This window comes from Streptosporangium pseudovulgare (genome assembly GCF_014648055.1).
GTDB lineage: Bacteria > Actinomycetota > Actinomycetes > Streptosporangiales > Streptosporangiaceae > Streptosporangium > Streptosporangium pseudovulgare.
Map to the genome: position 1 here is coordinate 1 of NZ_BMQJ01000006.1, position 13,618 is coordinate 13,618.

Annotated in this window: 11 protein-coding genes, 1 tRNA gene and 1 pseudogene; 5 read left to right on the top strand and 8 right to left on the bottom strand. The window is 71.4% G+C overall.

Annotated elements, in window-relative coordinates; genetic code table 11:
- A pseudogene (locus IEZ10_RS13580) lies at positions 1-222 on the bottom strand (DUF4097 family beta strand repeat-containing protein); the annotation flags it as partial.
- 228 nt (positions 223-450) lie between these two features.
- Between IEZ10_RS13580 and IEZ10_RS13585 the strand changes: the two are divergent.
- Complete coding sequence (locus tag IEZ10_RS13585; protein WP_189247176.1) at positions 451-609, top strand: hypothetical protein; 159 nt, start codon at positions 451-453, stop codon at positions 607-609.
- On the opposite strand, the gene IEZ10_RS13590 is transcribed toward IEZ10_RS13585, so the two are convergent.
- Positions 585-3,716: a bifunctional cytochrome P450/NADPH--P450 reductase gene (locus IEZ10_RS13590; RefSeq protein WP_189246869.1), complete on the bottom strand. Its 3,132-nt coding sequence runs from the start codon at positions 3,714-3,716 to the stop codon at positions 585-587. The two genes, IEZ10_RS13585 and IEZ10_RS13590, sit on opposite strands and share 25 nt — an antisense overlap.
- Before the next feature lie 71 nt (positions 3,717-3,787).
- Here IEZ10_RS13590 and IEZ10_RS13595 point away from each other — a divergent pair, with 71 nt between their 5' ends.
- The gene (locus tag IEZ10_RS13595; RefSeq protein WP_189246870.1) at positions 3,788-4,363 is read left to right on the top strand and encodes a TetR/AcrR family transcriptional regulator; all 576 of its coding nucleotides are present in this window, start codon (positions 3,788-3,790) and stop codon (positions 4,361-4,363) included.
- A gap of 194 nt (positions 4,364-4,557) precedes the next feature.
- Here the strand turns inward: IEZ10_RS13595 and IEZ10_RS13600 are convergent, their stop codons facing one another.
- Positions 4,558-5,232, bottom strand: coding sequence for a macro domain-containing protein (locus IEZ10_RS13600; protein WP_189246871.1), 675 nt, complete (start codon positions 5,230-5,232; stop codon positions 4,558-4,560).
- A gap of 216 nt (positions 5,233-5,448) precedes the next feature.
- On the opposite strand from IEZ10_RS13600, the gene IEZ10_RS13605 reads away from it, so the two are divergent.
- Positions 5,449-7,065, top strand: a complete 1,617-nt coding sequence (locus tag IEZ10_RS13605; RefSeq protein WP_189246872.1) for an ADP-ribosyltransferase domain-containing protein — start codon at positions 5,449-5,451, stop codon at positions 7,063-7,065.
- 159 nt (positions 7,066-7,224) lie between these two features.
- Here IEZ10_RS13605 and IEZ10_RS13610 read toward each other — a convergent pair whose 3' ends face one another.
- Both IEZ10_RS13610 and IEZ10_RS13615 read right to left on the bottom strand, forming a co-directional pair.
- The gene (locus IEZ10_RS13610; protein WP_189246873.1) at positions 7,225-9,621 is read right to left on the bottom strand and encodes a glycoside hydrolase family 65 protein; all 2,397 of its coding nucleotides are present in this window, start codon (positions 9,619-9,621) and stop codon (positions 7,225-7,227) included.
- A gap of 144 nt (positions 9,622-9,765) precedes the next feature.
- Positions 9,766-9,957, bottom strand: a complete 192-nt coding sequence (locus IEZ10_RS13615) for a hypothetical protein (protein ID WP_189246874.1) — start codon at positions 9,955-9,957, stop codon at positions 9,766-9,768.
- Positions 9,958-10,170: 213 nt separating this feature from the next.
- Here IEZ10_RS13615 and IEZ10_RS13620 point away from each other — a divergent pair, with 213 nt between their 5' ends.
- Positions 10,171-11,490 (top strand): acyltransferase family protein, encoded by a 1,320-nt coding sequence (locus IEZ10_RS13620; protein WP_189246875.1) that lies wholly within the window; start codon positions 10,171-10,173, stop codon positions 11,488-11,490.
- A gap of 116 nt (positions 11,491-11,606) precedes the next feature.
- On the opposite strand, the gene IEZ10_RS13625 is transcribed toward IEZ10_RS13620, so the two are convergent.
- Complete coding sequence (locus IEZ10_RS13625; protein WP_189246876.1) at positions 11,607-11,879, bottom strand: GlsB/YeaQ/YmgE family stress response membrane protein; 273 nt, start codon at positions 11,877-11,879, stop codon at positions 11,607-11,609.
- A gap of 254 nt (positions 11,880-12,133) precedes the next feature.
- Between IEZ10_RS13625 and IEZ10_RS13630 the strand changes: the two genes are divergently transcribed.
- The gene (locus IEZ10_RS13630) at positions 12,134-12,508 is read left to right on the top strand and encodes a VOC family protein (RefSeq protein WP_189246877.1); all 375 of its coding nucleotides are present in this window, start codon (positions 12,134-12,136) and stop codon (positions 12,506-12,508) included.
- A gap of 232 nt (positions 12,509-12,740) precedes the next feature.
- Here the strand turns inward: IEZ10_RS13630 and IEZ10_RS13635 are convergent.
- Both IEZ10_RS13635 and IEZ10_RS13640 read right to left on the bottom strand, forming a co-directional pair.
- Positions 12,741-12,814: transfer RNA gene (locus IEZ10_RS13635), tRNA-Ile, on the bottom strand.
- A gap of 155 nt (positions 12,815-12,969) precedes the next feature.
- A complete protein-coding gene (locus IEZ10_RS13640; protein WP_229811239.1) occupies positions 12,970-13,539 on the bottom strand; it encodes a DUF3566 domain-containing protein in 570 nt (189 codons plus the stop codon).
- Positions 13,540-13,618 lie beyond the last annotated feature (79 nt).

Consider the following 13,618-nt stretch of genomic DNA (forward strand, 5'->3'; position numbering starts at 1 on the left):
CGGGCCGAGGCGGTGGTTGTTCGCCGGGGTCTCGATCCGCAGGACGCCGTCGGCGTACTCGGCCGTGGTCTGCTCGGCGGCCTTGAGGTCGCGGTCCTTGGCGGCGTTGGCGGGCAGGATCTCGACCGTGGTGTCGGTGCGGTCGGCGGCGATGAGCCGGACGCGTCCGGCGGGGAGGTGCAGGACGGCGGTGATCGGGGCGGGGGTGGTGAACGTGTGCATCGTGTGCTCCCTCGTGGTGGCGGCTCGTTGTTTCCGACAACGAGAAAGCTACGTTGCTTTCCGAATGCATGCAACATGTTCTTTGCTTGCGATCAGCGTTTATGCAGGTAGATGCGAGATAATCATTGCAACGTCTTCTCGCGTAACGCAACGTCGAGGCGGTCGAACGTTGCAATGAATTGAAGGCGAACGCTATGGTGGAGGCGTCAGGGAACGCCGAGCGGCCCCATGGAGCACCCATGGGGCACGAAGGAGATCGCGATGCCGGGAGGCAGGCTCACCCAGCAGGACCGCCGGCAGATCGCACTGGGACTGGCCGAAGGGCAGGCCGTGGGGCGGCGAGCCCAGGCGGGCCGGGAGGGTCAGGCGAAGACGTCCTGCTGGTAGCGGCCCTCGGCCTCCAGCCCGCGCAGCCACTCCTCGCCGTCGCCGCCGGTCCGCTCGTGGTGGATCTCCGCCAGGACCCGCCGTACGGCGGGCGCCATCCGCAGGCCGTCGCCGCAGACGTAGACGTGCGCGCCCCGCTCCAGCAGCTCCCACACCCGGTCGGCGCGGGCCGCGATCGCGTCCTGGACGAAGCGGAAGGGGTGGCCGGGCACGGCGGAGAACGCCAGGTGCAGCTCGGTGGTCCCGGCGTCCTCCCATGCCCGCAGGTCGGAGCGGTACAGCCAGTCGTGCTCGGGGTGGCGGCAGCCGTAGAACACCTCGGCCGGGCCGGTCGCGCCGGTCAGCGCCCGCTCCTCCAGGAACCCCCGCAGCGGCGCGAACCCGGTGCCCGGTCCCACCAGGATCACCGGCGTGGCCGGGTCCTCGGGCAGCCGGAACGGCGGGGCGGGGACACGCACGTAGCCGTAGAACACCTCGCCGGGCTCCAGTCCCGCCAGGTAGGCCGAGCACATCCCCCGGTAGGAGCCGCCGCCCGACCAGGACGGGCCCTCGACCAGCCCGACGGTGATCCGCACCCGGCGCGGGTCGGCCAGTGGCGAGGACGAGATCGAGTAGTAGCGCGGCCGGATCGGGCCGGCCAGCTCCAGGAACACCGGCAGGGGCAGCGTGATCGCCGGGAAGCGCTCCAGCAGCGTGAGCACCGAGATCCGCTTGGCCAGGACCTCGTCGGCGTAGCCGTCCGAGAGGGCGGCGAGCCGCTCCCGGGTCCAGGGGCAGTCGGTGTGCGCGGCCAGCGCCGCGAGGTCCGAGCGGGTGGCGACCTCCTGCAGTTCGGCGAACTCCGACAGCAGCAGCCCGGCCGTCACCGGGGTGTCCACCGGCAGGTGGGTCGTGCCGCGCGAGCTGAGCCGTACCACCTGGTCGCGCGGGACGCGCAGGCAACGCAGCGCCCACTCGACCAGTTCGGGGTCGTTCTTGCCGAAGACGGCCAGGTGGTCGCCCGCGGTGTAGGTCACGCCCTCCGGCAGTTCGGCCACGATGGAGCGCACCCCGGGCCGCGGCGCCTCCAGCGAGAAGTCCCACAGCCCGGCCGGGTCGCCGGTCAGCTCCTCGTTGGACAGCACGGTCAGCGGGACGGCCTCCGGGGACACGACGGCGGGCCGCACGTCGGCCTCGGTGAGGACCTCCATCTCGTAGCGGGGCGCGTTGTCGGCGGCGGCGGCGCCGTACTCGGCCGCCAGCGCCGCCCACAGCCCGGCGGTCCACGCCGACACGTCGCCGTCGAAGTCGCCGTCGGCGTCGGCCTCGCCCCGCTCGACCAGGGGTACGGCCCCGGCGCCGACGAGCTTGTCGAAGGCGCGGCGCGGGAAGCCCTGGTAGGTCGGCCACTGGGTGTTGCCGCAGCCGAGCAGCGCGAGCCGTACGCCGTCCATGCGGGGCAGGTCGTCGAGCGCGTCGAAGCGCTGGGCGTTGTCGGGCGCCTTGCCGTTGTAGGTGGAGGTGACGACGACGAGCACGCCCTCGGCGGGCGGGACGAGGTCGTCGAGCGTGGTCAGCGTGGTCGCGAACCCGGACCGCGCGGCCCGGTCGGCCAGCCGCTCGGCGATGTCGGCCGAGCTGCCGAGGTTGGAACCGTAGGCGACGGTGAGGGCGGTGCCGGAGCCGACGGCGAGCGCCGTCTCGGCGACCTCGGCGGCGTCGTGCCCGGTGTCCGCCGCGGCCCCCGCCGCCCCCCTCTCGTACGGCCTGCGCTCCCGCACGCCGATCGTGAAGTCGTCGGGCTTGAGGGTGAGCGTCTGCTTGATGCGCATCCGGTAGACGCCGGGGTCGGAGACCGCGAGCCTCTGCAGCACCATCGCCAGGGCGAGCCGGGCCTCGGTCAGCGCGAACTGGCGCCCGATGCAGGCCCGTTCGCCGTTGCCGAACGGCTTGTAGGCGGCCGGGTGGTGGGCGGTCTTGTTCTCCGGCAGCCACCGGTCGATGTCGAACTCCTCCGGCCGGTCCCACGCCTTGGGGTGCCGGTGCAGCGACGGCAGCAGGACGACGCAGGTCTGGCCCTTGCGCACCGGGTAGCCGCCGATCGCGGTGTCGTCGAACGCCTTGACGGCGAACGCCGGGATCGGGGACCAGATCCGCAGCGTCTCCTCCAGGATCCGCGGGATCACGTCCAGCTTCATGATCGTCTCGTACGTCGGCGTCGTGTCTCCGGGCAGCAGCCGGTCCACCTCGGCGTAGGCGAGGGCGAGCACGTGCGGGTTGCGCAGCAGGTTGTACAGCGCGAACGACAGCAGGCCGCTCGTGGTCTCGTGCCCGGCGATCAGGAAGGTGAGGACCTGGTTGCGGATGTTCTCGTCCGACAGCCGCTCGCCGGTGCGCGGGTCGGCGGCCTCCAGCATCAGGCCGAGCAGGTCGCCCGTGCCCCCGCCGTCCCCCTCTCGCCGCTGCCTGATCACGTCGTCCACCAGGTCCTGCATCACGCGGATGTCGGCCCGGTAGTCCTCCTCGCGCTTCTTCTTCAGCCTGGTGACGACGGGCAGCTGCCGGTTGCGGAGCATCGCCTCGGTCAGCGCGTTGCCCATGGACCGCAGGAAGGGGTGGAGCTCGTCGGAGGAGAAGGAGTCGAACCGGTAGCCGAAGCCGGTCAGCGAGATCGTGTCGAGGGTGAGCCGGGTCATGTCCTCGGGCACGTTGACCCGGTCGGACCGCGCCCACTTGCCCACCAGCGCCTCGGCGACCTCCAGCATCTGCGGGAAGTAGACCTTCATCGACCGCTGGCTGAACGCCGGCATCAGGATGCGGTGCGCCTGCCCCCAGACGGGCTCGTCGTGGCGGGCGGTGAACAGCCCGTCGCCGCTGAAGTCGCGCACGATCGACAGCGGCGGGTCGATGCCCTTGTAGAAGCGCGTCTCGTCGCAGACCTCGGCCACCAGGTCGGGGTCGTAGACGAACAGGACCTGGCGGCCCAGCAGGTCGAGCTGGAAGATCCCCTCATCGTGCTCCGCCGCGACCTCGTCGAAGAACGCGGCGGGCGAGTGCGCGGGGATCTGCAGGGTGTTCCCGAACACGGGCAGCCCCCGGGGGGCGGGAATCGACCGGATCGCGGCCATGGAAATCCCTCCTTCGGCGGCGGCTCCCGATACCGCCAGCCATACACCGTATGGAAGCTATCATACGGTGTATGGCAGTAAGTGCGCGCAGGGGACGACCCCTGACCCCCGGGGAGATCCACACGACGGCCCTGCGGCTGATCGACGCGGCGGGCGTGGAGAAGCTGTCCATGCGCAAGCTGGCGGCCGAGCTCGACGTCAACCCGATGTCCCTCTACCACCACGTCCAGGACCGGACCGACCTGCTGCGCGGTGTCTGCGCCCTCGTCGCCGCCGAGGTGCGGCTGCCCCCCGACGACGGCACGCCCTGGCAGGACCAGCTCCGGGCCCTGGCGCACGCCTACCGCTCGATCGCGCGCTCCCACCCCTCGCTGTGGTCCCACATGGACACCCACCCCGACGTCGTGGACCAGTCGGGCGCGCTGTGGGTGGTCTACAACCGCATCCTGGTCGCCGCCGGGGTTCCCGCGGACCGGCTCGCCCACACCCGCAAGGCGCTCTTCACGTTCGTCTCCGGTTTCCTCACCGCCGAGAGCGGTGGTCTCCTGTCGAAGCTCGACGGTGTGGACGACGCCGACGCGACGTTCGCGGTGGCCGTGGACCTCATCATCGCCGGGCTGGAGAGCGGCGTGTCCCGGGAGCGCTGACCCGCGGCCCGCCTCCGGCGGCCCCCGCGGCGCCCTCTCCGGAGCCCGCCGTCACCGGATCCGCGGACCCGATGGCGCCCGTCTCGCCACGGCGCCCCTTCGGAGCCCGCCGTCACCGGATCGCGGATCCGACGGTGTCCACCCCGCCACGGAGGCCCTGACCGGGGCCCGGGCAGCAGGGCACATCCGCTCCGTCAGCCGCGGAAGCCCCGCGGCTCGGGCGGCGTGATCCGCACCCGCTCCTCCTCCGGACGGCTGTCGAGGTCGTCGAGCTGCTCGACGATCGTCTTCCGCAGGTCGTCGTAGTCCTGGAAGCGGTACTCCTTGAACAGGGTGTAACCCGCCCACATGAGGTTGGCGCAGACCCGCGCCGGCACCCGGCCCGTCGCCGCGCCCATGCCGACCAGCGCCACCGACCCGATGCTGCCCGGCTCCCGGTCGTTCTGCATGTGGACGGCCTGGAACGCGGCGGCGCACGCCAACGCCACGTTCAGCGTCTCGCTCACGTCCTGCACCGACTCCTCCATCGTCGGCGTCGAGATCAGGAACCTCGGCTCGACCGCCCCGGACGGCACACACACCGCGCTTCCCACCGGCAGCGACCCCCCGAACCCGTCACGGATGGCCCGCTGGACGCGCAGCTGGATCCCCGCCCCGAGATGCCGCTTGATGGCCGCGTCGACCCCGCCGTCCATCCGCCCGCGGGAGTTGGTCGGACTGACCCAGGCATCGACCTTCCGGCTGAGGATCGACCCCTTGTGGATCTCGACCTCGGGCTCGTCGGCGAACGCCGCCCGCCACGACTCCACCACCTTCGCGCTGATGTCCGCCAGCACTACCCTGAGCGGCTGCACACGCTCGACGGTCATGACTCACTCCGGTCGCGAGAGGGGATGTTTACGACACCCGGCAAAGTACCGAACCGGACCGACAATCCAGAACCTGCTCGACGGTCCCGGGGAACAGGCCGTCCCCCTGTGGAGCGGCTTTCCCGATATCGCGCCCACGCCCCTCACACGGCACAATTCCCCCAATTTGATCAACCGCACCGTCATCGGTGCGGCGCGCCGATCCGGGAGCCCACGATGAGCGACACCACCGCCCCCACCCCGCCGGACCCGAACGACCCGCTGGCCCTCGCCGAGCTCTTCAAAGGCGGCGGCGAGCCGTGGCTGCCGCTGCTGAAGCCCGTCGTCGAGGCGCAGCCGGACGCGGCCGCGTTCATCGGCCCGGGCCGCGGCCCGCAGGTCGTGCCGGTACGGGAGCTGACCTTCCAGGCGCTCAAGCCCAACCCGCCGCACAGGTGGAAGGTCGTCGTCTTCGGCCAGAACCCGTACCCGCGGGCCGAGAGCGCCACCGGCATCGCCATGTTCGACAACACCTTCCACGACTGGAACGACAGCCAGTTCGGCAAGGTCGTCTCCATCCGCTGCATCATCAAGGCGGCGGCGATGTGGAAGCACGGCATCCCCAAGAAGACGCCGATCGCCGACATCCGCGCGCTGCTGAAGGAGCACGACACCGTGCAGCCGCCGGAGTGGTTCCAGGCGATGCTCACGCAGGGCGTGCTGCTGCTGAACGCGGCGCTCACCGCCAGCGCCGACGGGGCGATGGCCACCGGCCGGCACACCGCGTTCTGGCGGCCGGTCGTCGAGGCGCTCGTCGAAGAGATCCTGAAGGCCAAGCAGAACGCCGACGAGCCGGACCGGGGTGTGGTGTTCGCCTGGTGGGGAGCCCACGCCCGCAACCTGAAGGAGGTCGTGCTCCGGCTCCAGAAGAAGTATCCCGAGGTGGAGGTCTGGCACATCGACCACCCCAACCCCGCGGCCCAGGGCGACATCTTCTGCGACGGGGACCACTTCGCCGCGGTGAACACGGCGCTCAGGGCGCTCGGGACCGACGAGATCGACTGGTTGCCCAGCAGGGGCTGGAACGAGGGCGCGGCGCTGACCGGTGGGGCGGACGCGGACACGGCCGACCGCATGGGGGCGTTCATCGCCTCCACGATGGAGCTGCACAAGCTCTACCTCGAACGGCTCGCGAGCGTCAAGGACGAGGGACTGGTCCTTCCCGCGATCAGCGGCGTGTCCGACACCCCGCTCATGGACTTCCGCGAGGCCGTCGCCCCGGTGGCCGCGCTGTTGCCGGGTCTCGACCCGCACGTGGAGCAGTCGTACCGGTTCGGGGAGAAGCAGGCGGGCGACGCGGCCGGCGTCCTGTCCGCCGACGAGGTCGCGGCCCTCTACCTCTACACCTGTGAGTCGGCGTTCTACCGGCGGATCAACGCCACCCTGCGCGACCCGGACCGCACCCGGATCGTTCCGTACCTCCCGTATCTCCGGCTTCTGTCCTCGGCCGTGTCGCGACTGCCGGCCCGCCGGGAGCCGCTGTGGCGCGGGGTCTCGCTGGACCTGCGGGCGCAGTACCCACTGGGCCGGACCGTGACGTGGTGGGGCGTGTCCTCGTGTACGCCCAGGCTCGGCGTGGCCCAGGCGTTCCTCGGCCGCCGCGGCAAGCGGACGCTCTTCGAGGTGCTTCCCGCGCGGGCCGTGGGCATCAGCGGCTTCTCCGCGTTCACCGGCGAGGAGGAGTTCATCCTCGCTCCCGGCACGCAGCTCGCGGTGACCGACGTGCGGGCCGAGCGCGGCGGCCTGTGCACCGTACAGCTCACCGAAGTGGACGGGCAACGCCTGGTGGCGTGAGCACCCGGGCGTACCAGGCGTCCCAGGACCGCGATCAGAAACGGTTGCCTGAGGGCGTATCGGTCATCAGCCTGCATACCCATACGACTATGCAGGTAACAGGAAGGGCCACGGGACTCCTCTCCCGCGCGGGCGCCGCACGGGCGCCGCGCGGAGCGCTCAGTCCAGCGGGAAGGAGCGGCGCTCGTCCGGACCGAGGCACGTGTCCCGGCCGCGGACCGTCACCCGGAAACGGCGGTGGCCGCCGCCGTCGCGGGTGACGGTGAGCCGGTGGTGGTCCGCCTCGACGAACAGGGACGTCCCGCGGACCCGGATCGGCAGTGCGATGCTCCCCAGCCGGCCGAGGGGCAGCGGGTCGAGGCCGATGCCGTGCTCGTGGATCTCCAGGCCGAGGTAGCGGCGCTGGAGCAGGTCGAGCGTGCCGGCCATGGCGCCCAGGTGGATGCCCTCGGCGGTGGTGCCGCCCTGCACGTCCTCGACGTCGGCGAGCAGGGCCTCGGTGAAGAAGTGCCGGGCGCCGGCGGGCTGGGACCGGGCCAGCACCCAGGCGTGCACCACCGCGCTGAGCGTGGAGCCGTGGCAGGTGCGCCGCAGGTAGTACCCGACGGTGCGGTCGGTCAGCTCGCGGGAGGCGGGGTAGCCGAGGCGGTCGAGGATCGCCCGCACCTGGGCGGAGCCGAGGAGGTAGAACAGCATGAGGACGTCGGCCTGCTTGGACGCGCGGTAGCGGTCGGGGTCGTCCCCCTCCGCCTCCAGGGCGCGGTCCAGCCTGCGCACGCCCGCGTAGCGCTTCCAGTCCAGCTCGGCCAGGCCGTCGTAGCCGGTGAACTGGCTGATCACCCCGTCATGGAAGTCGACGCGCATGCGGCGGGTGATGTCCCGCCACCGGCCGAGCTCCCCCGCGGTGACGGCGAACCTCTCGTGCCCGTGGACCAGGTCCAGGACCTCGCGGGTCCGGAGCAGCAGCCACACGGTCATGACGTTGGTGTAGGCGTTGTTGTCCAGGCCGGGGGCGGACGCGCCGGGGTAGGCGTCGTGATACTCGTCCGGCCCCATGACCCCGTGGATCTCGTAGCGTCCCGAGCGGGGATCGAGGACGGCGAGCGAGGCGAAGAACCGGGCGATCTCCACCAGCAGCTCCGCGCCGAACTCCGTCAGGAAGGCGGTGTCGCCGGTGGCCCGGTGGTGGTGCCAGACGTTGTAGGCGATGGCCAGCCCGATGTGGCGCTGCAGGTGGGAGTGGTCGGGCAGCCAGCGTCCGGAATCCGGGTTGAGGTGCAGGGACGGGGTCTCCTCCCGTCCGTCGCCGCCGCTCTGCCAGGGGAACATCGCGCCGGCGTGCCCGGCCCGGCGCGCCGCCCGTCTCGCGGCCGGCAACCGCCTCCAGCGGTAGAGCAGCAGCCCCCGGGAGACCTCCGGGAGGCGCAGGTCGAGCCAGGGCAGCACGAACAGCTCGTCCCAGAACACGTGGCCCCGGTACGCCTCCCCGTGCAGACCGCGGGCGGGCACCCCGACGTCGAGGCCGGCGGTGTGCGGGGAGAGCGTCTGCAGCAGGTGGAAGACGTGGAGGTGGACGATCTGGCCGACCTGGGACTCGCCGACGTCCATGAGCGCGCGTTCCCACAGCCGGTCCCAGGCGTCCCGGTGCTCGCGCAGCAGCTCCTCGAAGCCGGGTGCCCGCCGTACCAGATCGACCGCGTCGAGGGCGGGTGACGTGGTCAGGGCGATCGTCTTGGTCAGGACCGCGGTCCGCCCGCGGCGCAGGCTCAGCGTCGGCTCCTCGGCGATCCAGGCGTCCTCGGCGGTCCAGGCGTCCTCGGCGGTCCAGGCGTCCTCGCGATCCTCCTCGTGCGCGGTCTCGTGATCGGTCTCGCGCGCGGTTTCGTGACCGGTTTCGTGATCGGTTTCGTGATCGACGGTGACGCGCATGGCCAGCGAGATCGGCGTGCCCGAGGCGCGGGTCCGGGCGCGCAGCCAGGCGCAGCCGTCCCGCGTGCCCGTGGTGTGCCCGGCGAGGTGGTCGCCGCGCAGGTCGCGGTAGCGCCGTACGCCGCGGTTGGTGACCCGCCCCTCCAGCGCGGCGCGCACGCGGAGCGGCCCGGACCAGTTCTCGGCGGTGAACGCGCACTCCAGGGCCGCGAGGTGCGGGGCGGCCATGGACACCAGGCGGCGCTGCCGTACGGAGGTCACGCGCCCCCGGTCGTCCCGGAAGCGCAGGCGGCGGTGGAGCACGCCGTGGCGCATGTCGAGTTCCTGCTCATACCCGAGCAGGTCGGCCGTCTCGGGGTGGAACCACGGGGCGCCGGGGGCGGCGAAGGTGAGCGGAAGCCAGTCGGGCAGGTTCACCAGGTCCTCGTTGACGACCTCCCGCCCGGCGACCCGGGAGGTCAGCCGGTCGTAGCAGCCCGCGGCGTACGTTCCGGGGGTGCGCATGACCAGGCCGTCCGGCGTCGCCCCGCGGGTGGCGAAGTACCCGTTGCCCAGGGTGCAGAGGGTCTCGCGCACCCCTTCGGGCCGGGGGTCGAATCCCGTGTACACCAGGGTCCACGGGTCCATCGCGCCTCCGCCCTCGCCCCCGCGTCGCTCGGCACTCCCTTCCGGACGTTACGGGCCCGTCCGGCGCGGCGGCAGGGCCGAAAGTCCTCTCACGCGAGCCCTCGCGCTCCTTCCGCGCGGACGCACGATCCGGGCTCCCGGCGCTCACGGGGCACGCGTCCAGAGCAGCCTGTCGTGCGCGGCGTCTAGAAAGGCCACGAAGCCGGCGGCCACCGGCAGAGCCACGATCACGACCGCGAGAGGAACCTGCCGTTCATCTTTCTCCCCGTTGGCGTCCGGGAGCCGTCGCGGCAGACCGAGCCAGAGACGGCCCGGCCCTCCAGAGCGTCTGTCCATGCCTGGACGGTAGGAGCGGGGCAGGGCGGAGCGGCACCTCAGAAAGGTGAAGAGCGGAGTGAAGACGGACCGCCGCACACGCCGGGCGGCCCGGGACGGTGAACGGCCCGGGACGGCGGACGGCCCGGGACGGTGAGCGCCCGCGTCGGTCCGCTGGGCCCGCCTTCAGGTCACACTCATGAACCTCCCAGGATGACCGCCTAGCCTGACCGGATGTTCGTCGAAGCTGTGAAGACGAGTCGGAGCGATGCCGGAAAGGAGGTTCCGTCCACGCGGACGCGGTCGTCGTCCGCGGGGCGGCAGGGGTGGCTGGACGCGTTGCGCGGCATGGCCGCGCTGGTCGTGGTGTTCGAGCACTCCCTGGACGCGCTCTTCCCGGAGGTGCGCGCGAGCGCCGGCCCGTGGTTCGACTTCGGCCAGTACGGCGTGCTCGTGTTCTTCCTCGTCAGCGGCTACGTGGTGCCGGTCTCGCTCGAACGGCGCGGCAGCGTCGGCGGGTTCTGGATAAACCGGGTCTTCCGCCTGTACCCCCTGTGGCTCGTCGCGGCGGCGGCCGGGACGGTGTTCGGCGTCGAGGGCGTGTACACCCCGCTGCCGGACCAGCTGGCGGACAACCCGGGCACCGCGGCCCTGGCGCACCTGACGATGCTTCAGGACCTGCTTCAGGTGACCAGTGTCCTCAACGTGTTCTGGACCCTTTCCTATGAAATGGTCTTCTACCTCCTCGTGACCGCCATGTTCACAGCCGGTGTGCACCGGTTCAGCGCCACCGGCATGCTCGCCTTCGCCGTGGCGGCCCTCACCGTGGGAGGGCTGATCCCGGCGGGCGCGCTGTCACGCGGCCTGGGCACCGCGCCGGTCGTGGCGCTGACCGTTGTCGTGCTGCTCGCCGCGGCCGCGTCGCTGACCTGCGGGGGGCGCCTCCGCCTGTACGGCACCGCGGCGGCGGCCGTGCTCGCTCTGGTGCTGCTCGGCGCCAACAGCCGGATCGGGACGTGGCAGAGTCTCGCCATCCTCGCGACGATGTTCGCCGGCACCGTCTTCTACCGGCTCGACCAGGGGCAGGTCCGGTGGAGGAGGACCGGATGGCTGCTCGGCTTCGTGCCGGTCGCGTCCATCGGAGCCGCGTGGGCGTTCGGCCCCGGCTGGGGCATGCCCGACGACCAGGCGCGGGCCTTCACCTGGGGCTGGACCACGGCCGTCGCCGCCGCCTGGGCGACCTTCCTGATCGCCCGTCTTCTGCGGCACCGGACGATGCCCCGCCCCCTCGTCCGGCTCGGCCTGATCAGCTACTCCGTCTACCTGCTGCACCCCCTCGCGGTGCAGGCCCTCCGGCGGCTGACGATGGATCCCGGCCGCTTCCCCCTCGCCGAACGGCTCGTCATGGCCGTCCTGCTGCTGGCGGTGGTGCTCGGCTGTGCGGAACTCACCTACCGGGCCGTCGAGCGCCCGGCCCAGGCCCTGGGCCGTCGCCTGTCCCGGAGGCCGCGGGCCACTCCCGTTCCGGAGTCCGCCTCCCGGAAGGCGGCCTGAGACCGCTGCCCGGGGCCGGTGGCCGCGCCCGGGAGGGATCCGCGTACCGGTCACACGCGGGCGCCCCCGGTCCGGATGACTCGGACCGGGGGCGCCGGAGCGGAAGGACCGGCCGGCTAGTCGATGCGGCGCCTGCCGTACAGGCTGACGGCCAGGATGACTCCGACCGCGGCGAGGACCACCTGGATGACCAGTTCGATCCAGTCGATGCCGCGGGTGTCGGCGACTCCCAGGGCTCCGGCGATCGCCGTGCCGATGAGAGCGGCGATGATACCGATCACCATGGTCAGCCAGATCGGGATGCTCTGACGTCCCGGTACAACGAGCCGACCAAGCGCGCCGATGATGAGCCCGATGATTATGGCGGAAATGATGCCTGTCACGGCCATTACTTCACGCTCCTGTGGTTGACTTTCTCATTTTGTGCCCTTGCCCAGCTGTTCGACACATAACGAATCGACAGCACGCCACCGGGACGTCCGGTCAGGCTCCCGCCGTCGGCCGGGGCCCGTCGCCAGGCCGCGCATCTGATCAAGAAGTGGCCGACCCCGAGGAGGTGGGGGGTTCCACATGGCCGCCGGCGGCGACACGCACCTGACCGCTGACGGTCCACATGTCGTACCGGAAGTACATGATGTGAGCCATGACTCAGTCTTCCCCGCATCGACACCACGCCATCGACTACGTGGAGCTCACGGTCACCGACCTTGAGCGGGCCAAGCGTTTCTACACCGAGGCGTTCGGCTGGCGGTTCAACGACTACGGGCCGGGTTACGCCGGCATCCGGAGCGCGCAGGACGAGACCGCTCCCGAAGTGGGCGGTCTTCGCGTGGACGAGGAAGTGCGGCCGGGCGGCCCGTTCGTGCTGCTCTACTCCGCCGACCTGGACCGGTCCGTGGAGGCGGTGACCGACGCGGGTGGCCGGGTGGTGAGCGGGCCGTACGGGTTCCCCGGCGGCCGCCGCTTCCATTTCACCGATCCGAGTGGAAACGAACTGGGCGTCTGGGCCGAGGCGTAGGTCCACTCACCCTGGGGTCCGCTCACCCCGAAGGCGTCCGCGCTTCGGGGTGAGCCCTCCGGCCCGGCCGTGCCCCGGATTCGGGCTCGGCCGTACGAGACCCGATCCGCCGGGCGCCGGGGAAGCCGGGAAACCGCGATCCGGGAGGTCGACCACCCGTCCGGGAACCCGTTGCGGCAGTGGACATGCCAGAACGCCCCGCACGGGCATCCGTACGAGGCGTTTGTGAAAGTGGGGCTACCAGGACTTGAACCTGGGACCTCTTCCTTATCAGGGAAGCGCTCTAACCGACTGAGCTATAGCCCCTTGTTGCGAAGAAACGGTATCGCATCCGCTCTGCGGAGGCGAATCCGTTCGCTCGAACAGGGAAAAGCTTACCCTCTTCCAGCACCTGTTCGCGCCATGTCCCCGGCCCGCCGGCCCGGAGAGGACCGGTCGGCCGGGAACACGGCGCGGGACGGTTACTCGGCCTCGCTGAAGGTGACCTCGACACCGCCGACCAGGTCGGAGGCGATGTTGTAGATCACGGCGCCGAGGGTGGCCAGGGCGGTGATCAGCACGACGTTCACCGCGCCGATCAGGGCGGTGTACCCCAGGATCCGGACCGGCTCGAACCAGGAGGCGGCGTCGATGCCGCCGGTGGGCTTGCCGTCGGCCGTGGTCACCTGGTTCACCATCTGGATGATGTTGTCGAACACCCCCAGGCTGGACAGCGCCATGTAGAGCACCGCGACCGCGACGAACAGCACCACGAAGCAGACCAGCGACACCACGAAGCTGAACTTCATCGCCGACCACGGCTCGATCCGGCGCAGCACCAGGTGGGCCTTGCGCGGCCCCTTCGCGGGGGCCTCGGCCACCTTCTTGTCGGTCGCCGGGGTCCCCGGCGCCCCGGAGGACGACAGGTTCCCGGGAGCCCAGGAGGGGTTGCCGGCGTCCGGGGACGCCGGGCGGATACGCACCGTGGACTCGCTTGGCTTGCCGTCCTCGATCGCCGTCACGTTCTGCCTGCCCTTGAGATCGTCGGTCACCGATTCACCGGTCCCCGGCGTGGGCGCTTTACCGTCGGCCGGCGACTCGACCGCTCCGGCGGTCTCGTCTATCTTCTCC

Excerpts from the sequence above, each read along its gene's own strand:
- IEZ10_RS13585 (WP_189247176.1), top strand. The coding sequence starts at position 451 with ATGGAGCACCCATGGGGCACGAAGGAGATCGCGATGCCGGGAGGCAGG.
- IEZ10_RS13590 (WP_189246869.1), bottom strand. The coding sequence starts at position 3,716 with ATGGCCGCGATCCGGTCGATTCCCGCCCCCCGGGGGCTGCCCGTGTTC.
- IEZ10_RS13595 (WP_189246870.1), top strand. The coding sequence starts at position 3,788 with ATGGCAGTAAGTGCGCGCAGGGGACGACCCCTGACCCCCGGGGAGATC.
- IEZ10_RS13600 (WP_189246871.1), bottom strand. The coding sequence starts at position 5,232 with ATGACCGTCGAGCGTGTGCAGCCGCTCAGGGTAGTGCTGGCGGACATC.
- IEZ10_RS13605 (WP_189246872.1), top strand. The coding sequence starts at position 5,449 with ATGAGCGACACCACCGCCCCCACCCCGCCGGACCCGAACGACCCGCTG.
- IEZ10_RS13610 (WP_189246873.1), bottom strand. The coding sequence starts at position 9,621 with ATGGACCCGTGGACCCTGGTGTACACGGGATTCGACCCCCGGCCCGAA.
- IEZ10_RS13615 (WP_189246874.1), bottom strand. The coding sequence starts at position 9,957 with ATGGACAGACGCTCTGGAGGGCCGGGCCGTCTCTGGCTCGGTCTGCCG.
- IEZ10_RS13620 (WP_189246875.1), top strand. The coding sequence starts at position 10,171 with ATGTTCGTCGAAGCTGTGAAGACGAGTCGGAGCGATGCCGGAAAGGAG.
- IEZ10_RS13625 (WP_189246876.1), bottom strand. The coding sequence starts at position 11,879 with ATGGCCGTGACAGGCATCATTTCCGCCATAATCATCGGGCTCATCATC.
- IEZ10_RS13630 (WP_189246877.1), top strand. The coding sequence starts at position 12,134 with ATGACTCAGTCTTCCCCGCATCGACACCACGCCATCGACTACGTGGAG.